This window comes from Streptomyces sp. NPDC041200 (assembly GCF_055591805.1).
Window position 1 is genome coordinate 1 of sequence record NZ_JBVIZF010000035.1, and the last position, 20,295, is coordinate 20,295.

The following is a 20,295-nucleotide window of genomic DNA, read 5'->3' on the forward strand; positions in this document are numbered from 1 at the left end:
CGCCCGGTCGGTGAACCGGGACAGCCGCAGCGTGGAGAGGTCCAGGGGCGGGGCGCCCGTCAGCCACCACTCGGCGAGCGCCGCGCCGACGGCCGGGGACTGCATGAAGCCGTGGCCGGAGAAGCCCGCCGCGACCCACAGCCCGGGCACCTCGTCGACCGGCCCGACGATCGCGTGGTCGTCGGCGGTCATCTCCCGCAGCCCGGCCCAGCCCCGGATGACCTCCAGCCCCTCCAGCGAGGGGAAGCGGTGGGACAGCGCACCGGCCAGGGACTCGACCCGCGACCAGTCCACCGCCGCCTGTTCGCTGCTGGGCGCGTCGCGGTCGTTGCCGCCGACGATCGCCGTTCCGGCCGCCTCGGGGTGCACATACGCGCCACTGGCCATGTCGACGGCGAGCGGCAGGCCGCCGTGCAGCGCCGGCAGCGGGCCGGTGGCGAACGCCTGCCGGGGGTGCGGCCAAACGGGGATGTCCACGCCGCACAGCGCTCCCACCCCGCGGACCTGCGGCCCCGCGGCGAGCACGACCAGTTCGGCGTCGAGCGTCCCGTCCGCGGTCCGGACGCCGCGAACCGCGCCATCGGCGTCCGTGATGAGCCCGCGGAACTCGGTGTGCTGCCGGACCTCCACCCCGCGGGCCCGCGCTCCGCGCAGATATCCGGCGACGGCGTCGGCCGGGGAGCCGGACCCGTCGTCGGCGGAGTAGGTCGCGCCCAGCAGGTCGTCGGTCCGGATCCCGGGAAAGAGGTCGGCCGCCTGCCGGGGGTCGAGCATCGTGACGTCGACGCCGAGGGACCGCTGCAGTTCCGCGTTTTTCTCGAAGACCCGGAGGGTGGCGGAATCCGAGATGAGGAAAAGGTAACCATGCTGCCGGAAATGCATCGGCGCCCCGGTCATTTCCTCGAAGTCGCGCCAGAACGGGAGCGAGCGCCGCACCAGTTCGATATTCACGCGCGTCGAGAACTGCTGACGGATGCCTCCCGTCCCGTACGCCGTCGCACCTTCTCCCGGCACCCCGCGTTCCACCACGGTGATATCGCGGTATCCGCGTTCACCCAGGTGGAATGCGACGGAGGTACCGATCACGCCACCGCCGACAATGATGACGCGGCCGCCGTTCAGTGTTTCCCGGCTCAATGGGAACCTCCTGAATGCCGTGTGGATCCGGGTGTTGCGTCAGTTGTAAACCCGGCGCCCACAGCGGACAAGAGGCGTGAGACGCAGCGATACTTCACGCGCCGTAAAGCGTTCGTTCACCTCCCTCGTCCACGCGTTTACGCCCAGCCCCCGCGGCCCCGGTCCCCGGCCATCGGTCCCCGGCCTTAGGGAAGAATGGAGTCGACATAACCGCCGTCGACGCGCAGGGCCCCGCCCGTGGTGGCCGAGGCGAGCGGCGAGCTGAGGTAGACCACCATGTTGGCGATCTCCTCCGGCTCGATCAGCCGCTGCAGCAGCGACTGCGGCCGGTGCTTGACCATGAACTCCCGCTGGGCCTCGTCCCACGGGAGGTCCGCGTCCACCAGCTCGTACACGAAGTCCTCGACACCGCCGGTGTGCGTCGGCCCGGCGATCACCGAGTTGACCGTCACCCCGGAGCCTGCCGCCTCCTTGGCGAAGCCGCGGGTGACGGACAGCAGGGCGGTCTTCGACATGCCGTAGTGGATCATCTCGGCCGGGATGACGACGGCGGAGTCACTGGCGATGTTCAGGATCCGGCCCCAGGAACGGTCCTTCATGGCGGGCAGATAGGTGCGGATCATCCGCACCGCGGCCAGCACGTTCACCTCGAAGTAGCGGCGCCACTCGGCGTCGCTGATCTCCAGCGCCGGGCTGGCGCCGAAGACGCCGAGGTTGTTCACGAGGACATCGGCGTCCGGGACGGCCTCCGCGACCTGCCGGGCACCCTCCTCGGTGGCGAGGTCGCCGGGGGCGGGGAGGAAGACACCGCCGTCCGTCTCCCGCTCCAGCTTCGCGATGGCGTCCGCCACGGACTCCGGGCGGCGTCCGTTGACGGCGACGCGGGCGCCCGCCCGGGCCAGCCCGGCGGCGATGGCGTGGCCGATGCCCTGGGTGGACCCGGTGACCAGGGCCGTCTTTCCGGAAAGGTCGATGCGCACGGTGATTCCTTTGGGCTCGGTGCGGATGTGCGGCGACCAAAATAGTTGCATACGCGCTTTATTGCAAAAGGCGCGCATGTTCGGTGCCGCTCCCCCTTCCTCACGGCGGCGCGTCGCCACGCTCCGAGGCCCGCTCCAGCACCTCCGGCAGATCGCTCAGCCGGTCCAGCCCCCGCACCGCCCGCACCATGCGGTGGTTCCCGGCGAGGCGCTTTTGGTGCCGGTGCAGAAAGGACCAGTACCCGGTGGTGTACGGGCAGGCCCGCTCCCCGGCCCGGTCCGCCGGGCGGTAGGCGCACGGTCCGCACAGGTCGCTCATCCTGTTGATGTACGCCCCGCCGGAGGTGTACGGCTTGGTCGTCATGAGCCCGCCGTCGGCGTACTGCGACATGCCGACGACGTTCGGCAGCATCACCCAGTCGTACCCGTCGACGAAGCAGCGGTGGAACCAGTCGGTGACCGCCGCCGGATCCCAGCCGTCCTGCAGCGCGCGGCTGCCGAGCACCATCAGCCGGGGGATGTGATGGGTCCACCCGGTGTCCCGGACCTGGGCCAGCACCGTGGCGAGGCAGCGCGCGGTCACCGCGTCGGCGTCCAGGTCCAGGAACCAGCCGGGCAGCGGGGCGGTGTGGCGCAGCGCGTTGCGGCCCCGGTAGTCCTCGCCGAAGTGCCAGTACAGCTGCCACACGTACTCCCGCCACCCGGCGATCTGCCGTACGAACCCCTCGACCCCGGCCAGCGGCGCGGCACCCTCGCGCCACGCGCGCTCCGCCCGGTCCACGCACTCGGCCGGATGCAGCAGCCCGAGGTTGAGCGGCACCGAGAGCAGGCTGTGGCACATGACCGGGTCCGCCGCGAGCATCGCGTCCTCGTACGGCCCGAAGCAGGGCAGCCGGTGGGTCACGAAGTGGCGCAGCGCGGCCCGCGCCTCGCGCCGGGTCGAGGGGAACCGCCGCGGGCCGTCCCGGCCGACGAAGGAGACCGTGCCCTCGCGTTCCCAGCGGTCCAGGTCGTGCCGCACCCGCTCGTCGATCTCGTCCTCGTCGGGGCGCCAGGGGCCGGGGGCGTCGAGGGTGCGCGCGCCGCGCGGCGGTGGTTCGCGGTTCTGCTGGTCGAAGTTCCACCGGCCGCCCGCGGGCTCGTCGCCCTCCATCAGCAGCTCGTGTCCGCGGCGCACCCAGCGGTAGAAGTCCTCCATCCGGAGGTGGCCGCTGGTGTGCTCACCGGCCCATGCGGCGAAGTCCTCCCTGGTCACCAGGAAGCCCTTCGCGGGCAGTACGTCGACCTGGTCGAGCGATCCGACCAGCTCCAGCGCCCGGCGGGAGGTCGGGTGGCAGACCGTCACCCGGTCGCGTCCGGCGGCCTCGGCCAGCCCCTCGCGGTACGTACGGGCCTGGACGTAACGCACCCGGTCACCGAGTTCGGCCGCCCGGTGGCGCATCGCCGACAGCAGCAGATGCGCCTTGGCCCGGTGGAAGCGGCGGCGGCTCAGCACCGAGCGCGCCTCGATCATGATCAGCGGGGCCTGGGCGTCGGGGCCGTGGTGGCGGTGGTCGGCGAAGTGCGGACCGAGCTGATCGCCGAAGAGCCAGTGCTGACGTGCCGTCATCGTTCGAACGCCTCCCGGCAGACACGGATATGTCAGGCTATGCGCCGCTCTCATCCGCCCCTCCGCGACGCGCCACGCACCGCCCGCCTACCGCTCCGCCGGCCGCGCCACCGATCACCCCGCGACCGCTCCGCCGACCGTCCCGCGACCGGCCCAGCTCGGCGGACACACAGTAGTGACATCGGATTTAAGGCTTTTGATCACTTGCGGCGTTCCCGCCCGTGTGCTGCCCCGGAGCTCGACAATGTGCGCATGGCCGAACACTGGAAGCGAAAGCTGGACCGGCTCCACGCGGATCTGGTGCGGCGCGACGACCCCGCCGCCTGGGTGACCGAAGCCGACGCCGTGGACGCGTCCTCCCGCTATCCGCATCTCGCACTCCGCGGACCCGTCTTCGGCCTCGCCATACAGGATCCCGCCGCCGGAGCGCACTGGCGGCTGGTGAAGCCGGTGACCAGCGGCATGCCGCAGGAGGTCCGCGACGAGCTGAACTCGTTCCTGTGGTTCAAGGCCAAGGACGACACCGACGACCCGGCCACCCGCCGCGCGCTGCTGGCGGCGGTCGCCCGGCTGGAGAAGAAGCCGCTGAACGAGGTGACCGTGCTCGGCGTGCGCTACCGGGTGGTGCGCGGGGACGAGTTCGCCCGTACCGGCGAGCACAACCTGGAACCGCCGCGGCCCACCGACCCCGAACCGTCCCTCATCTCCTGGGACGGGCGGCACGAGGCGCGGTCGCCCGACACCGGGTTCGTCCTGGACCCCGAGCAGGACGAGGCCGGGCTGATGGCGGGCGCCATGAAGCTGGCGCTGAGCACCTTCGCCTACTCCGGGCCGCGCTTCCCCGCCGTCGTCCGCAAGCACTCCGAGCGGGCCGTCACCACCCACCCCGACATCGTCCTGCTGCCGGTCGGTTTCGGCGTGGCCGAGCGCGCCGGGCAGCGGTGGCGGCCGCAGGGCGCCCTGATGCCCACGCCGCACGACGCGCGGCGGCTGCTCTACCAGGGGATGGCGGAGATGTGGCCGCTGCTCTACGAGTACGACGACCACAAGCGCGCGGTGTACGCGCGGGCCGCCGAGGAATTCCGGCGCGCCCGCCGGGCCGACGAAGCCCGCGTGGAGGGCCGTCTGTTCCGCATCTGCCGGATTGAGCGGATGGTGCGCAGCGGCCCCGAGGGACCGGAATCTCCCCGCCCCTCGGACCTCGACACCTACGGCCCCATGAAGATGCACCCGACCATGGACGAGCACGGCACCATCCTCGACAACGGCTGACCCCGCCGGCGTTTCACCCCTCGGCGGCCGCCTGGTCCGCGCGGCCACCGGCCCCGAGGAGTCCGGTGGCCTCGAAGCGGGTCCGCTCGGCCAGCCGGGGCAGCTCGCGCGTGGACAGCCAGGTGACCAACGGCGGCAGCAGCGGGCGGACCGGCTGGGCGAGGCGCAGCCAGGGAGGTGCGTAGACGGTGGCGGCGCGGCGTTCGACGGCGGTCACCATGCGCGCGGCCACCACGGCGACGGGGTGGACGCGCCGGGCCGGTGGCGGCATGTGGGCACGCAGTTCCCTCAGCACCCCGTACCGGTCCGCGTCGCGGATCATGTCGGTGGCGGTCCAGCTCAGATAGCCGATGCCGACACCGACCCCCTGGTGGGCGAGTTCGGCGCGCAGGGACTGGGCGAAGGATTCGGCGCCCGCCTTCGAGGCGCAGTACGCGCTCATCATGGGCGCGGAACCGAAGGCGGCCGTCGAGGCGATCTGGAGGAAGTAGCCGCGGGTGGCGAGCAGTCCGGGCAGGAAGGCCCGCGCGGTGTTCGCGCTGCCGATGAGGTTCACCTCGATGACGCGCCGCCAGGTGGCCGGGGGCGACTCCCCGAAGGGCCCGCCCTCGGCCACGCCCGCGTTGGCGACGACGACGGACGGCCTGCCGACGCGGTCGTGGATCCGGTCGGCCACCCGGGCCATCGCCGCGTCATCGGCCACGTCCACCGCGTAGCAGTGGGTTTCCGTGGAGGCGGAGAGCGAGTCCGCCACCTGCGCGAGGGTGTCCTCTTCCCGGCCCAGGAGGACGACCCGCGCGCCGCGCCCCGCCAGTTCCCGGACGATGGCCGCGCCCAGTCCACGGGCGGCACCGGTCACGACGGCGAGGCGTCCGGTCAGGGGGCTGGTGTTCCGCACGGGGCGCTCCCGGGGTCGTCTGGTCGGGCATAGGCGACCGTACGGGCCTGACCCGGGCCCCGTCGGCACCACCGCCGCGGCCGCCCGGCGGCGGCACCTGTTCGGCGGTGGCCGGGGACGCCCCCGCCGGTGGCCGGGCATGGCCACCGGCGGGGGCGTCGTCGCCACTCTTCGCCGCGTCAGGCCGCCGCGGGGCGGCGTTCGGGCACCGCCGCCGGTGCCAGTCGGCCCGTACGGTGCAGTCCGAAGAGCGCCGCCGCGCAGGACAGGCCGAGCGCGAGCAGCACGAGCCACGGGACGGCGGGCATGCCCGCCTCGCGGGCCGCGTCCAGCGAAGCGCCGGTGAGCAGGTTCCCGAGGGTGATGCCGACGCCGCAGATGGTGTTGTACAGCCCGTAGTGGGTGGCGACGAGCCGCTCCCCCGAGAGCCGGACGATGGTGTCCATCTCGAACGGGTACGCGATCATCGTGCCCAGCGCCAGCAGGAACGCGGCGAGCGCGGGCGGCACCGCCGCGAGCACCCACCGGCCGGGCCCGCCGTCCGGGACCGGCAGCGCGGTCGCCACCAGCAGCGGCAGAAAGGCCACGCCCATGAGGGCCAGCCCCCAGCCCAGTGCCCGGCCGGGCGCCATGCGGGCCTTGCACCACGCGGTCACCCGGGTCTGGCCGACGATGGTGCTGAGCCCCGATACGGCGAAGAGCAGCGCCACCGCCGCGGTGCCGAACTCCCCTTCACCGCCCAGCCGTCGCACCTCCAGCGGCAGCGCCAGGTAGACCTGGAAGGACAGCACATACGAGCCGATCATGGCGCCGGAGAACAGCAGGAACGGCCGGTTGGCCAGGATCCCGCGCCACTGGGTCAGCACGCGCTCCCGGTCGCCCTGCCCCGCGGCGGCGGGGCCGTCATCGGCGCGGCGGGCGGGCAGCGCCCGGATCTGTACGACGCTCAGCAGGGCGAAGATCCCGGCCGATACCAGACAGGTGACCTGGAAGTCGACGCCGGTCAGCACCATGCCCACCAGCGGGCCGAGCAGGATGCCCGCCTGGTAGAAGATGTTGAACAGGGCGAATGCCTCCACCCGGCGCTCCCCCGCGTCCGCCGCCAGGTAGGCCCGGACCGCCGGGTTGAACAGGGCTCCGGCGAGTCCGGTGGCAGCGGAGGCGGCCAGCAGCGCGGGCAGCGACTCCACGAGCCCGAGCGTCGCGAAACCGGCGGTGCGCAGCACACAGCCCGCCACGATCAGCGGCTTGTACCCGAACCGGTCGGCGAGGGCGCCGCCGACCAGGAACATGCCCTGCTGGCTGAAGTTCCGTACGCCCAGGACGAGTCCGACCAGCCATCCGGCGAGCCCGAGCGTCCCGGACAGATGGGCGGCGAGGTAGGGCATGAGCATGTAGAAGCCGAGGTTGATGGTGAACTGGTTCACCATCAACAGCTGGACGCTGCGCTCGTAGGAGCGCACTTGGGTGAGTGTCGCCTTCATCGGGCGGCCTCCGGAGCGGCGTTGGCGGCCGGGGCGGCGGCCGAGGCTGCGGCGGCGGCCGGGGCGGCGGCGGCCGAGGCTGCGGCGGCGGCCGGGGCGGCGAGCGGGTCGGCCACGGCGGTACAGCGGGTCCAGCGGGACACTTCCCGCTCACCCGGGTGCCCCACCACGTCCGGTTCGGACGCGGGCGGCTGGTCCAGCAGGCCGTTGGCGGCGCAGTAGTCGTCGTTGTACACGGTGTCCAGATACCGCTGCGGACCGTCCGGGAAGACCGTGACGATCCGCGCGTCCGCGGGGTGGGTACGGGCCAGCCACCCGGCGACCAGCGCGACCGCGCCCACGCTCCAGCCGCCGGTGGCGTAGTGCGAGGAGGCCAGTTGGCGGCAGGTCCACACCGCCTCGTGCGGGGCGACCCAGTGGACTTCGCTGAAGTTGTCGTAGGCCACGTTGCGTGGGTAGATGCTCGACCCCAGGCCGCGCATCAGCCGGGTGCGGGCGGGCTGTCCGAAGATGGTCGAGCCGATGGTGTCCACGCCGACCACCGTGATCTCGGGGTAGAGCTGGCGCAGCACGCGGGAGATCCCGGCGGAGTGTCCGCCGGTGCCCACGCTGCACACCAGGATGTCGATATGGCCGAACCGGGAGGCCAGTTCGAGGGCGAGCGGGGTGTAGGCGGCGGTGTTGTCGGGGTTGTTGTACTGGTCGGGGCACCAGGAACCGGCGTCACGTGCGAGGAGTTCCGTCACCCGCTCGCGGCGGGCCTGCTGCCACCCGCCCTCCGGATGCGGTTCGGTGACCATGTCGACCCAGGCTCCGTAGGCGGTCAGCAGCCGGGTCATGGACGGCTCCAGGCCGGGGTCGGTGACGAGGGTGACGGGATGGCCGTACACCAGACCGGCCAGGGCGAGGCCGAGCCCCAGCGTGCCGCTGGTCGACTCGACGATCGCGCCGCCGGGGCGCAGGTCGCCCCGGGCGCGCGCCCGTTCGACCATGTGCAGACCGGGCCGGTCCTTGATGCCGCCGGGGTTGAAGCCCTCCAGCTTGGCCCAGAAGCCACGGCCGGCCGGGGTCAGGGGCTCGGACACCCGCAGGACGGGCGTGTTGCCGACCAGCCCGGACAGGCCGGGGGTGGTGGGGGTGGCGTCGTTGAGGGTCAGAGATCGCATCTGTCCGCTTTCGGTGGTTGATGGCTCGTCGGATGCTCATCTCGGGCACGGTGCGGCGCGCTGGGGCGTGCACCGATCCGCGTCCGGCGCCGGTGGGCGGCGGCCGGGGCGCGGGCCACAACGGGCGGGTCTATATGCGCCACCGACTGGTCGAGCAGAGGGTGAATCTGACGGTCGGCGCCCGCGGGGCGGGGGTGCGCGGGCGGTCCGGATCCGCCGCGAGGACCACGGCCCGGGAGGCCTCGGTCACGGCGGAGGCGGGCAGGTACGGCTGGGCGGCCCGGCCGGACGTCTCGCGGGGAGAGGGCGCGCAGTGCTCGTCGCCCGCCGGGCCGTCGGCGGACTGCCGCGCGGCCTCCCCGTTGGCCGCGGACGGTCGCGCGGCATCCCCGATGACCGCGGACTGCCACGCGTCGCGCGTGGCCCGCGGGCCCTGGGAGTGTTCCGCACCGGTCAGGTGGCCGAGGCAGGTGGGTCCGGTCAGCAGCAGGGCGCTCAGGAGGAACGCCAGGATCCGGCGAGGCCACCACGGAGCGCGAGCGGCCCGGGGAAGAGGGCATGCGGCGGCCCGGGGAGGCGGGCATGAGGCAGGGATCGGCACGGTTTCTCGGTTTCTCCGCACGGCGGCCGCCCTCCCGCCACGCGGGCGGGAGGTGGCGGACGGGAATCGGCAAGGAAACGGAAGACGGGCGCCGGTGGGCGTGGCGCGGGGCCGGAAGACCCCGGGCACGGAAGGCCCCCTACGACGCCATCACGGCGCGGGACTCGTCGCGCCGGTCCGTGCTAGATGCGCAGAACCGCGGTCCTCTGGGGATCGGGCGGCAAGAAACCGGCGGCCGTGGCCGTGGCCGGGCGCCAGGACGGTGTGTGCCACGCGGCATCGGATACGGCTCCGGCCGGGAGAGCCGGACACGGGGCCGCCACGTCGGGCCCGTGCTCCGGCTGGGCGAGGACGCATTCGTGCGTGGAATGGGCCGACTCGTCGTCGTGATGACGGTCCGCGGCGCCAAGCTCCCCGGTCTCCGCGCTCGCCGGTGCCCGGCTCTGCGGGGTCTCGCCGTACGCGGCGGACGCCACCGGAGCGGACGCGCAGCCGGCCAGGTGGCCGGATACGGCTTCGGCGCTCACCGCGTGCAGCGAGACGAAGCCGAGCAGGAGCGCGACCAGGCACAGCAGACGCGGTGGGCTCGCCACCACGCGAGCCCACCGGATGCCGAAAAGCGACCGGGCCGTGACCATGCGGTGATCCTAAACGCTGGATACGGCTACACTGCGACACCGCCCGGGGACGCGTCGTTAACAAGCCAGACGCGGTCCGCGCGCGGCACTCGGAGCGCGGCGGCTCTCCGGGCGGCGGGCGGAATCCCCGGCGGCGACCCACCGGATGACCAGGCAGATCGCCTCGCCCCCGGATCGGCCGGAACATGATCCTCCGCAGTCGGCGGCGGGCGCGGGGGTTGGCTACCCGAAGCCAGATGTTATAAATGCCGACATGAGCAATTTTGCTCGTATGGTCCAGGACCGAATACGGGCGCTGTCACGGGCGCCGAGCCTCGCCGGACAGGTCTTCATCCTCCAGGTCCTGCTGACGCTCGTCCTCGTCTCCATGGCGGTGGCCGCGCTCGCGCTGGGGGCCCGCAGCCACGCCTCGGGAGAAGCCCGCCAGCGGTCCCTGAGCGTCGCCAGAGCGTTCGCGGGCGGCCCCGGGGTCGCCGAAGCCATGACCGGCGACCGCGCGACGTCGCTGCTCCAGCCCCGCGCCGAGGAGGTGCGCAAGCGCACCGGTGTCGACAGCGTCGTGGTCTTCGACCGGCGCGGCATGCGCCTCACCCACCCCGAGACGGCACTGATCGGCAAGCGGATCATCGGCCCCGACGAGGTGGTGCGTCAGGAACTGGCCGGGAAGACGATCGCCCGGACCTTCCGGGCGAGCCAGGGCCCCTCCGTGATCTCGGCGGTCCCCGTCACCGGGGCCGACGGCACCCTGCTCGGCGGGGTGTCGGTCGGGGTCAAGATCGCGAGTGTCAACAACGAGGTCCACCGCCAGCTGCCGCTGCTGCTCGGCGCCGGTGGCGCCGCCCTCGCCCTGGCGACGGCCGGGACGGCACTGGCCAGCAGGCGGCTGCGGAGGCAGACCCATGGGCTCGGGCCCGCCGAGATGACACGCATGTACGCCCACCACGACGCGGTGCTGCACTCGGTCCGGGAAGGCGTGCTGATCTCGGACGCCGACGGGCGGCTGCTGCTGGTCAACGACGAGGCCCGGCGGCTGCTCCAGCTGGCCTCCGAACCCGAGGGGCGGCACGTCGCCGAACTCGGGCTCGAACCGCCGCTGACCCGGCTGCTGGCCGCGGGGCAGCCCGTCACCGACGAGGTGCACGCCGCCGGGAACCGGCTGCTGGCCGTCAACATCCGGCCCACCGACCGGGCGGGCGGCCCCGCCGGAAGCGTGGCCACCCTCCGGGACACCACCGAACTGCGCGCGCTGTCCGGCCGGGCCGAGGCGGCGAGCGAGCGGCTGCGGCTGCTGTACGACGCGGGCGTACGCATCGGCTCCACCCTGGAGCTGAGCGGCACCGCCGAGGAGCTGGTCGGGGTGACCGTCCCCCGGTACGCCGACATCGCCACCGTCGAACTGCTGGAGCCGGTGCTGCGGGGCGACGAACCGTCGGCGCCGCACGGCGTACTGCACCGCACGGCGGTCGGCGGCGTACCCCCGGGGCACCCGCTCTTCCGGCCGGGCGAGAAGGCCGTCCCTCCACCGACCTCGCCGCAGCGCCGGGCGCTGGAGAGCGGGCAGGCCGCCCTGCACGCCGATCTGAGCGACCCCGCCGGGTGGCCCGAGGGGTACGAGTCCGAGGCCCGCCGCCTGCTCGGCCAGGGGATCCACTCGCTGATCACGGTCCCGCTGCGGTTCCGCGGCGTCCCCCTGGGCGTGGCCACCTTCTGCCGGACCCGGCCGAGCCGGCCATTTGACGACGAGGATCTGGTGATCGCCGGGGAGCTGGCCACACGCACCGCGGTGTGCGTCGACAACGCGCGCCGCTACACCCGCGAACACACCATGGTCACCACCCTGCAGCGCAACCTGCTGCCCAGCGCGCTGCCCGACCAGGACGCCGTCGAGGTGGCCTCCCACTATCTGCCCGCGCGCGCCGGGGTGGGCGGGGACTGGTTCGACGTCCTCCCGCTCCCCGGGGCCCGGGTCGCCCTGGTCGTCGGGGACGTGGCCGGACAGGGACTGCACGCGGCCGCCACGATGGGCCGGCTGCGTACCGCGGTGCAGAACTTCTCCGCCCTGGACCTGCCGCCCGACGAGGTCCTCGCCCTCCTGGACGAGCTGGTCGCCCGGCTCGACCTGGAGCGCGAGACGGACGCCGACAGCGCGCGCATCACCGGCGCCACCTGCCTGTACGCGATCTACGACCCGGTCTCCGGCCGGTGCAGCGTGGCCCGGGCCGGTCACCCTGGCCTCGTCCTGGCCCGCGCGGACGGCACCGTAGACATCCCCGAGGTTCCGGCCTCCCCGCCGCTGGGTCTGGGCGGGGAACCGTTCGAGGCGGCCGACCTGGAGGTACCCGAGGGCAGCCGCCTGATCCTCTACACCGACGGACTCGTCGCCAGCCACGACCGGGACCACGACACCGGCCTGGACCTCCTGTGCCGCACCCTCGCCGCGGCCCCGGAACTCAACCCCGCCCAGACCTGCCGTGAGCTGTTCGCGACCGTCCTCCCCGCGCGTCCGACCGATGACGCGGCCCTGCTGGTGGCCCGCACCCGGCTGCTCGACCCCAAGGACGTGGCCCAGTGGGAGGTCCCCACCGACCCGGCGGCGGTGGCCCCGCTGCGCGCCGCCTGCGCCGAGCGGATACGGGACTGGGGGCTGGACGATGTCGCCTTCTCCGCCGAGCTGGTCATCAGCGAACTGGTCACCAACGCGCTGCGGTACGGCGCCCCTCCCGTGCGGATACGGCTGCTGCACGGGCGCAGCCTGATCTGCGAGGTGTCCGACGGCAGCAGCACCTCGCCCCATCTGAGGCGGGCCGGTGTGACCGACGAGGGCGGCCGGGGCCTGTTCCTGGTCTCCCAGCTCGCCCGGCACTGGGGCACGCGGTACACCGCGCAGGGCAAGGTCATCTGGGCCGAGCAGGCACCGCCGGGCCTCGGCGGCTGATCGCCCGAAGATCACGAAGATCAGAGTGAGAAACCGCGCCTGAACCGGCGTACTGAACGGCGAGGGAAACCCACCCTCGACGCTCGTCCACGCCGGAGGTACCTCACCCGTGACCCTCACCAAAGCGCCCCCGGCCCGGGACGGCCGCCGGGACGACGCGGACGGCCCCCGGGACCGGCGGTTCAACTCCTCCCTCGCGCTGACCCTGTTGCTGGTCCTGGTGGTGGCGCTGCAGGGACCGGTCCGCGGGGCGCTGTCCGCGCCGGTGACGCAGAACTGGATGACCGTGTTCGTGGCGGTCGTCGTCCAGGCCCTGCCGTTCCTCGTCCTCGGCGTGCTGCTGTCGGCCGTCATCGCGGTGTTCGTGCCACCGTCGTTCTTCGCCCGCGCGCTGCCCGGGCGGCCCGCCCTCGCGGTGCCGGTGGCCGGGATGGCCGGGGCGGTGCTGCCCGGCTGCGAGTGCGCCTCCGTACCGGTGGCCGGGGCGCTCGTACGACGGGGTGTCACCCCGGCGGCGGCGCTGGCGTTCCTGCTCTCCGCCCCCGCGATCAACCCCGTGGTGCTGACCGCCACGGCCGTCGCGTTTCCCGGCGAACCGCGCATGGTGCTCGCCCGGTTCGTGGCGAGCCTCCTCGTGGCGTGTGCGATGGGCTGGCTGTGGCAGCGACTGGGCCGCACGGACTGGATGCGGCCACCGGCCCACCCGTCGCTCGACGGCGCGGGCAAGGGCGCGGCGTTCTGGGGATCCATCCGCCACGATGTGATGCACGCCGGTGGCTTCCTGGTCGTGGGCGCGATGGCCGCGGCCACCCTCAAGGCCGTGGTGCCCGCGAGCTGGCTGCACACGGCGGCGGGCAACCCCGTGGTGGCGATCCTCGCCCTGGGGCTCCTCGCGGTGGTGTTGTCGATCTGCTCCGAGGCCGACGCGTTCGTGGCCGCGTCCCTGTCGCAGTTCTCGCTCACCGCCCGGCTGGCGTTCCTCGTCGTCGGGCCGATGATCGACCTGAAGCTGTTCGCGATGCAGGCCGGTACGTTCGGCCGCGGGTTCGCGCTGCGGTTCGCGCCCGCCACCTTCGCGGTGGCCGTCCTGGTGTCGGCGCTGACCGGGGCGGTGCTGCTGTGAACCGACAGGCCCAGGCAGCCGTGCTGTTCCTCCTCGGCGTGGCGGTGCTGCACGCCGGGTTCACCGACCTCTATCTGCGCTACGTCAAGGCCGGGCTGCGCCCGTTGCTGCTCGCGGCCGGTGTCGTCCTGATCGCCACCGCCCTCGCCACCGTCTGGTACGAACTGCGGCATCACCAGGGCGGCCACGGACACGGTCACCGTGAACCACGCGTGTCCTGGCTGCTGGTGCTGCCCCTGTTCGCCCTCATCCTGGTCGCCCCGCCCGCCCTGGGCTCGTACAGCGCCATGCACGCGGGCACGGCGCTGCAACGGCCGCCCTGGGGCTTCCCCCACCTCTCCGCGCGCGACCCGCTCCCCCTCAACGTGGCCGACTACGCGGGCCGCGCGGTCTACGACCACGGCCGGTCCCTCCGCCACCGGAACATCAAGATCACAGGCTTCGTCGCCCTCGACCGCCACGGCGCGCCCTACCTCGTGCGCATGGCCCTCAACTGCTGCGCCGCCGACGCACAGCCCGTCAAGGTCGGTCTGTCCGGACGGACTCCCCCGGTCCTGCGGCCGGACACCTGGCTCGAGGTCACCGGCACCTACACCGGCAAGCGGACCAGGGATCCGGTGGGCGGGGGCGTCATCCCGTATCTCGACGTCAGCCGCGCCACCCCGGTCCCGGCACCGCGCGACCCGTACGACGAGAGCTGGAACGGCTGAGCACGGGCGGGCGCGGTGGGGGCGTCAGCGTATGGCCGCGGGGAAACCCCGGATGAGGTCGGCGGCCTTCTCCGCGGCCATGATGACGGGCGCGTTGGTGTTCCCCCGCGTCACCGTCGGGAACACCGACGCGTCGACGACCCGGAGCCCCGCCACGTCGAACACCCGCAGCTCGGGGTCGACGACCGAGCCGATGGCACAGGTCGACGTCGGGTGGTAGAGCGTCTGCCCGACCCGCTGCGAGAAGGCGAGCAGGTCCGCGTCGGAGTCCGAGTGCGGCACGTCGAACGGCCCGGTGGTGACGGCGGCCAACGCGTCCTGGGCCGCGATCCGCAGCGCGATGCGGACCCCCTGGACCATGCAGTACTGGTCCTCGGCCGTCATCAAGTAGTTGTGGGTGATCCGGGGTTCGGCGTCCGGCCGCGCGGAGCCCAGCGTCACCCGGCCACGGCTGGTCGGGGCGAGCACACACGGACCCAGCGCGAAGCCGTGCTCGGTGGCGGGGCCAAGACCCTCCTGGTGGAACAGCACCGGCGCCATGTGGAACTGGACATCCGGTACGTCCAGTCCGTCCCGGCTGCGGAAGAAGCCACCGGCCTCGCCGATGTTGCACGTCAGCGGGCCGCGCCCCTCGTTCGCCAGCAGTGCGGCGTTCTCCGGGCTCGCCGCGGTCATCAGCGATTCGACATCGGTACGGAAGTTCAGCAGCGCCATGTAGTGGTCCTGCAGGCCCTCCCCCACCGGAAGGTCGCGCACCACGTCGAGGCCGAAGGCCGACAGCGTGGCGGCGGGCCCGATGCCGGACAGCATCAGCAGCTTCGGGGACTCGTAGGCGCCCGCGGACAGGATCACCTCGCGCTCGGCGCGGATCACCTCGACCGTGCCGCCGCGTTCCACCTCCACGCCGGTGGCCCGGCCGCCCTCGATCCGCACGCGGTGGACCCGCGCCGACGGGAGCACGGTGAGGTTCGGCCGCTTCAGGACGGGATGCAGATAGGCGACGGCCGCGCTGCAGCGCAGGCCACCCCGCTGGGTCAGCTGATGCCGCCCGACACCGAACTGCGTCGCGCCGTTGAAGTCCTCGTTGCGGGGATATCCGGCCTGCACCGCGGCCTCGATGTACGCGGTGGCGAGCGGGTGGTTGGACCTGCTGTCGCTGACGGCGAGCGGCCCGCCCACCGAGTGGAACGCGTCCTCCCCGCGCTCGTTGTCCTCCGCGCGCCGGAAGTACGGCAGCACATCGGCGTACGACCAGCCGGTGGCCCCGGCGGCGGCCCAGCCGTCGTAGTCGGCACGGTTGCCGCGCATATAGATCATCGCGTTGATCGAACTGGAGCCGCCCAGCACCTTGCCACGGGGCAGATAGGTTCGTCGGCCGCCGAGCCCCGGTTCCGGGCCCGAGTGGAGGTCCCAGTCCAGCTCGCTCTTGAACAACTGCGGGAAGGCGGCGGGAGTGTGGATCTCCTGCGCTGTGTCCGGGCCTCCCGCCTCGATCAACGCCACCCGGACTTCGGGGTCCTCCGACAACCTGGCCGCCAGCACGCATCCCGCGGATCCGGCGCCGACGATGACGTAGTCGTGAGTGTTCATCCGATTTCCTTTGACCGAGACTGCGCGGACCGTGCGCGCCCCATTGTGCTGGTGCTCATCATGTGCGGTTCAGGCAGGTGGATCTGACGTCAGATCAGGATGTCCGGGCTTCTTGCCCATAACGTCCCCCGCTGCCACACTCCTGCGCGGTAAGCGCTTACTGAGACACGTACACATACTCATCCCGTTTCAGGATTTCGAGATGCGGAGAAGACAGTGAGCCGACACAGTCGCAGGCACGTACTACGGACCGGTCTCGGCGCGGCGGCCGCGTCGGGGGTGCTGGGCGCGGGCGGTGGCGCCACTCCCGCCGAGGCGGCTGCCGGGGCCGCCCTGGAGGGAGCGGCCGCGCAGACCGCCCGGGCGCGGGGGCGACTCCCCTGGGTGGCCGACCTGGGAGACGGCCGCTATCAGAACCCGGTGCTCAACGCCGACTGGTCCGACCCCGACGCGATCCGGGTGGGCGACCACTTCTACCTGGTCGCCTCCACCTTCAACCGCGTGCCCGGACTTCCCGTCCTGCGCTCCACCGACCTGGTCAACTGGACCGTCATCGGGCACGCCCTGACCGAGTTGTCGCCCAAGGACCACTTCAGCGAGCCACGGCACGGCCAAGGGGTGTGGGCCCCTGCCCTGCGCCACCACGACGGAAAGTTCTGGATCTTCTACCCCGACCCCGACTTCGGGATCTTCGTGGTCACCGCCACCGATCCGCGCGGCCCGTGGAGCACACCGCGTCCGCTCAAGCCGGGCAAGGGCTTCATCGATCCGTGTCCGCTGTGGGACGACGACGGGCAGGCCTATCTGATCCACGCCTGGGCCAAGAGCCGCAGCGGCATCAACAACCGGCTGACCCTGCACCGGATGAGCCCGGACGGGACCGCCCTGCTCGACGAGGGCCACATCGTCGTCAACGGCGACGAACTGCCCGGCTACACCACGCTGGAGGGGCCGAAACTCTACAAGCGGGACGGCTGGTACTGGATCTTCGCCCCGGCCGGAGGCGTCACCCAGGGCTGGCAGTCGGCGTTCCGCTCCCGCTCCATCCAGGGTCCGTACGAGGACCGCGTGGTGCTCGCCCAGGGCGACAGCCCCGTCAACGGGCCGCATCAGGGGGCGTGGGTGAGCACACCGGGCGGTGAGGACTGGTTCCTGCACTTCCAGGACCGCGGCGCCTACGGGCGCGTGGTGCACCTTCAGCCGATGCGGTGGCGCTCCGACGGCTGGCCGGTGATGGGCCATGACGACGGCAGCGGGCGGGGCACCCCGGTGCTGGTGCACACCAAGCCACGGGTCCCTGGCCGTACGAGGGTGACGGCGCCCGCCACCGGTGACGAGTTCACCGGGCCAGAGCTGGGGAAGCAGTGGAGCTGGCAGGCGAACGCCGACCCGGCCTGGTGGTCCTTCCGCCACTTCCCCCGCAGGCTCGCGCTGGCCTGCCGTCCCAGCCCGGTCAGCCATGATCTGCGGCTGCTGCCCAACGTGCTGGGCCAGCGGCTGCCCGCCGAATCCTTCACCGCGACCACCTCGATGACGCTGTCCACCACGAGCGCGGACGCCCGCGCCGGGCTGGTCATGCTGGGCGCCACGTACTGCTGGGCGGGGCTGCGCCACGACGGGACACGGATCGTCCTGGTGTGCCGCACCGCGGAGGAGGACGCCGCCGAGGTGGACGCCGTGCCACCGGTGCCGCTGGGCAGAGGTCGCGCCACGGTGCGGCTGCGGGTGACCGTGGGCCCCGGAGCGGTGTGCCGTTTCGCGGCCGCCACGGACGGCCGGGAATTCGCTCCGCTCGGCCCGCCGTTCACGGCGACCGCGGGCACCTGGATCGGGGCGACCGTGGGGCTCTTCGCCACCGGACCGGCGGGCGGGGGCACTCGGCGCGGGGCGGCGGAATTCGACTGGTTCCGGGTGGGCCCGGCCGCCTGACCCCAGCTCTCCCCTCATTCCCGGCCATTTTCGGCCACCTCCCGTTAACCCGAGCACGGCTCGGCCACCCTTGGCGGTCGAGCCGCTTGGCACACTTTTTCTTGAGAAAGGGGAGGCCAGCCCCGGGAGGAGGCAGAGAAGTGATTCAATTGGCCGTAAGGGGAAGCCGAGAGGGCTGAGACCTGCGAGGCTGTCTGGATGCAAACCCTTTACAGAAGACTGCTGAATGTGCTTCCCCGGCTCGGTGTGCAGGTGCTCGACCTCGGCTCGGGCGCCGCGGTGCTCTCGCGGCGCGGCAAGCGGAAGCGCGTCGCCGTGGGCCGGGACGCCGATCTGGTGACACGCGGCGGTGGCCGCTTCGCGGTGACGCGGGTGCGACCGGATACCTGGGTGGTGGCCCGCGGCCGCGGCGACCCGCCGGACACGTGGACGAACGTCCGGCTCGGTGACACCGGTGCCCATCTGCTCTTCGATGCGAAGGCCTCCGACGAACGCTCGCTCCAGCTGGCGGCCGCCGCCTACCTGTGCGGCCACCATGTGGCCGGGTTGCTGGAGAAGTATCAGGTGAACTGCGTCTTTGACGTGGGCGCCAACGCCGGTCAGTACGGCAGGCGGCTGCGCAGCATGGGCTATACCGGCAGAATCGTTTCCTTCGAGCCCACGGACGAGGCGTTCGCCAAGCTGGAGAAGGCCGCCGAGAACGATCCTGACTGGTGGGTGTTCCCCTTCGCCCTCGGGCGCGAGGAGTCCAGCCAGTCCATGCACGTGGGCTGGGCCACCATGAACTCCCTGCTCCCCGCCAGCGATTACGGCAAGGACCGCTACCGCCGGTTCGCGCGGGACCGTACGGAGGAGATCGAGATCCGCAGGCTGGACAGCGTGCTGGACAAGGCGCTGGCCGGTCTCACCGACCCCCGCCCCTATCTGAAGATGGACACCCAGGGATACGACCTGGAGGTGTTCGCGGGCGCCGGGGACCGGATCAAGGAGTTCGTGGGATTGCAGTCGGAGGTCGCGGTACTGCGGCTCTACGAGGGAAGCCCGCCGATGAGTGAGGCCATCGCCGCGTACGAGGACAGCGGCTTCGGGATCACGGGCATGTACCCGGTGACCCGCGAGGACACGACGGGACGCGTAGTGGAGTTCGACTGCGTGATGATGCGCGCGGACGCCGCACCCGCGTGAAGCGGCGCCCCCACGGGGCCGGTCCGTCCGCCCGGCCCCGTGGGGCGACCTCCGCGGTGATCTGAGCCGGTGTGTGGCCACCGCCGCTACCGTTGCTCCGCATGACGCACACCGACATCGAGATCACCGCGGAGCTGGTCCGGGATCTGCTGCGCGACCAGCACCCCGACCTGGCCGATCGCCCGGTGCGGCTCGGCGCGCGCGGCTGGGACAACCAGCTGTGGCGACTCGGCGACGACCTCGCCGTCCGGCTGCCCTGGGCGACGCGGTCCGCGGACGCGCTGCTGCGCAAGGAGCACGCCTGGCTGCCCGCCCTCGCCCCGCGGCTTCCTCTGCGGGTGCCCGTGCCGCAGCGCCTGGGCGAGCCCTCCGAGCTGTTTCCGAGGCCCTGGATCGTCACCACCTGGCTGCCGGGCACGCCCGCCGACCGGGCCCCCGCCACGAGGGCCACGGAGGCGGCCGACGCCCTGGCCCGCTTCCTGACGGCACTTCACCAACCCGCCCCCGACACGGCGCCCACCGGCGGCTATGGCCGCGGCGGGCCGCTGGCCGACCGCGCCGAGCAGTTCACCCAGCAGCTCACCTCGGCCACCGAGCTGGGGCTGGTCCCCGACCCGGACGCCCTCCGCGCGGTCTGGGCGGACGCCGTCGCCGCGCCCGGCTGGCCGGGCCCGCGACTGTGGCTGCACGGCGATCTGCATCCGGCCAACGTCCTCACCTCGGACGGCACCTTCTGCGGTGTGATCGACTTCGGTGATCTGTGCGCGGGCGATCCGGCCTGCGATCTCGCCGCGCCGTGGATCCTGCTGCCGGACGGCGCCATCGGCCGCTTCCACGGCACGTACCAGCCGACCCCGGACCCCGCGACCCTGCGCCGCGCGCGCGGCTGGGCGGCGCTGGGAGCGCTCAGCGGCGTCCTCATCGGCGAAGCCGGTGTCCACGGCCGCCCCGGCGGCAAGCCCACCTGGGGTCCACCGGCCCACGCCGCGCTGCGGCGCCTCATCGCGACGGCCCGTTGACGGGTCAGTGGCACCAGGG

Annotated in this window: 16 protein-coding genes; 7 read left to right on the forward strand and 9 right to left on the reverse strand. The window is 72.8% G+C overall.

Annotated elements, in window-relative coordinates; translation table 11 throughout:
• The 3 genes from ACZ6CL_RS36785 to ACZ6CL_RS36795 form a co-directional block, all read right to left on the reverse strand.
• A partial coding sequence (locus ACZ6CL_RS36785; RefSeq protein ID WP_468944340.1) for an NAD(P)/FAD-dependent oxidoreductase occupies nt 1-1,137 on the reverse strand: 1,137 nt, incomplete at its 3' end.
• Between the two features lie 185 nt (nt 1,138-1,322).
• The gene (locus ACZ6CL_RS36790) at nt 1,323-2,117 is read right to left on the reverse strand and encodes an SDR family NAD(P)-dependent oxidoreductase (protein ID WP_468944341.1); all 795 of its coding nucleotides are present in this window, start codon (nt 2,115-2,117) and stop codon (nt 1,323-1,325) included.
• A 100-nt stretch (nt 2,118-2,217) separates the two neighbouring features.
• On the reverse strand, nt 2,218-3,726 hold the full coding sequence (locus ACZ6CL_RS36795) for a cryptochrome/photolyase family protein (protein ID WP_468944343.1): 1,509 nt from the start codon (nt 3,724-3,726) through the stop codon (nt 2,218-2,220).
• Nucleotides 3,727-3,978: 252 nt separating this feature from the next.
• On the opposite strand from ACZ6CL_RS36795, the gene ACZ6CL_RS36800 reads away from it, so the two are divergent.
• Nucleotides 3,979-4,998: a DUF5954 family protein gene (locus ACZ6CL_RS36800; RefSeq protein WP_468944345.1), complete on the forward strand. Its 1,020-nt coding sequence runs from the start codon at nt 3,979-3,981 to the stop codon at nt 4,996-4,998.
• A 13-nt stretch (nt 4,999-5,011) separates the two neighbouring features.
• Here the strand turns inward: ACZ6CL_RS36800 and ACZ6CL_RS36805 are convergent, their stop codons facing one another.
• The 5 genes from ACZ6CL_RS36805 to ACZ6CL_RS36825 form a co-directional block, all read right to left on the reverse strand.
• Nucleotides 5,012-5,896, reverse strand: coding sequence for an SDR family oxidoreductase (locus tag ACZ6CL_RS36805; RefSeq protein ID WP_468944346.1), 885 nt, complete (start codon nt 5,894-5,896; stop codon nt 5,012-5,014).
• 179 nt (nt 5,897-6,075) lie between these two features.
• The gene (locus ACZ6CL_RS36810; RefSeq protein ID WP_468944349.1) at nt 6,076-7,380 is read right to left on the reverse strand and encodes an MFS transporter; all 1,305 of its coding nucleotides are present in this window, start codon (nt 7,378-7,380) and stop codon (nt 6,076-6,078) included.
• Complete coding sequence (locus tag ACZ6CL_RS36815) at nt 7,377-8,546, reverse strand: PLP-dependent cysteine synthase family protein (RefSeq protein ID WP_468944351.1); 1,170 nt, start codon at nt 8,544-8,546, stop codon at nt 7,377-7,379. Before ACZ6CL_RS36815 ends, ACZ6CL_RS36810 begins: the two co-directional genes overlap by 4 nt.
• A gap of 130 nt (nt 8,547-8,676) precedes the next feature.
• A complete protein-coding gene (locus ACZ6CL_RS36820) occupies nt 8,677-9,147 on the reverse strand; it encodes a hypothetical protein (RefSeq protein ID WP_468944353.1) in 471 nt (156 codons plus the stop codon).
• A 182-nt stretch (nt 9,148-9,329) separates the two neighbouring features.
• Nucleotides 9,330-9,785 (reverse strand): hypothetical protein, encoded by a 456-nt coding sequence (locus ACZ6CL_RS36825; RefSeq protein ID WP_468944354.1) that lies wholly within the window; start codon nt 9,783-9,785, stop codon nt 9,330-9,332.
• 253 nt (nt 9,786-10,038) lie between these two features.
• Between ACZ6CL_RS36825 and ACZ6CL_RS36830 the strand changes: the two genes are divergently transcribed.
• From ACZ6CL_RS36830 to ACZ6CL_RS36840, 3 genes are all read left to right on the forward strand, one after another.
• Nucleotides 10,039-12,720 carry a SpoIIE family protein phosphatase gene (locus ACZ6CL_RS36830; RefSeq protein ID WP_468944357.1) on the forward strand — a complete coding sequence of 894 codons (2,682 nt, stop codon included), beginning with the start codon at nt 10,039-10,041 and terminating at the stop codon, nt 12,718-12,720.
• 109 nt (nt 12,721-12,829) lie between these two features.
• A complete protein-coding gene (locus tag ACZ6CL_RS36835) occupies nt 12,830-13,843 on the forward strand; it encodes a permease (RefSeq protein ID WP_468944359.1) in 1,014 nt (337 codons plus the stop codon).
• Nucleotides 13,840-14,553 carry a TIGR03943 family putative permease subunit gene (locus tag ACZ6CL_RS36840; protein ID WP_468944360.1) on the forward strand — a complete coding sequence of 238 codons (714 nt, stop codon included), beginning with the start codon at nt 13,840-13,842 and terminating at the stop codon, nt 14,551-14,553. The genes ACZ6CL_RS36835 and ACZ6CL_RS36840 overlap by 4 nt, the downstream gene beginning before the upstream one ends.
• A 24-nt stretch (nt 14,554-14,577) precedes the next feature.
• On the opposite strand, the gene ACZ6CL_RS36845 is transcribed toward ACZ6CL_RS36840, so the two are convergent.
• Nucleotides 14,578-16,143, reverse strand: a complete 1,566-nt coding sequence (locus ACZ6CL_RS36845) for a GMC family oxidoreductase (protein ID WP_468944362.1) — start codon at nt 16,141-16,143, stop codon at nt 14,578-14,580.
• Between the two features lie 393 nt (nt 16,144-16,536).
• Here ACZ6CL_RS36845 and ACZ6CL_RS36850 point away from each other — a divergent pair, with 393 nt between their 5' ends.
• The 3 genes from ACZ6CL_RS36850 (at nt 16,537) to ACZ6CL_RS36860 (ending at nt 20,276) form a co-directional block, all read left to right on the forward strand.
• A complete protein-coding gene (locus ACZ6CL_RS36850) occupies nt 16,537-18,072 on the forward strand; it encodes a glycoside hydrolase family 43 protein (RefSeq protein ID WP_468944434.1) in 1,536 nt (511 codons plus the stop codon).
• A gap of 198 nt (nt 18,073-18,270) precedes the next feature.
• Nucleotides 18,271-19,257, forward strand: a complete 987-nt coding sequence (locus ACZ6CL_RS36855; RefSeq protein WP_468944365.1) for an FkbM family methyltransferase — start codon at nt 18,271-18,273, stop codon at nt 19,255-19,257.
• Nucleotides 19,258-19,358: 101 nt separating this feature from the next.
• A complete protein-coding gene (locus tag ACZ6CL_RS36860; protein WP_468944366.1) occupies nt 19,359-20,276 on the forward strand; it encodes an aminoglycoside phosphotransferase family protein in 918 nt (305 codons plus the stop codon).
• The last annotated feature ends 19 nt before the right edge of the window (nt 20,277-20,295 follow it).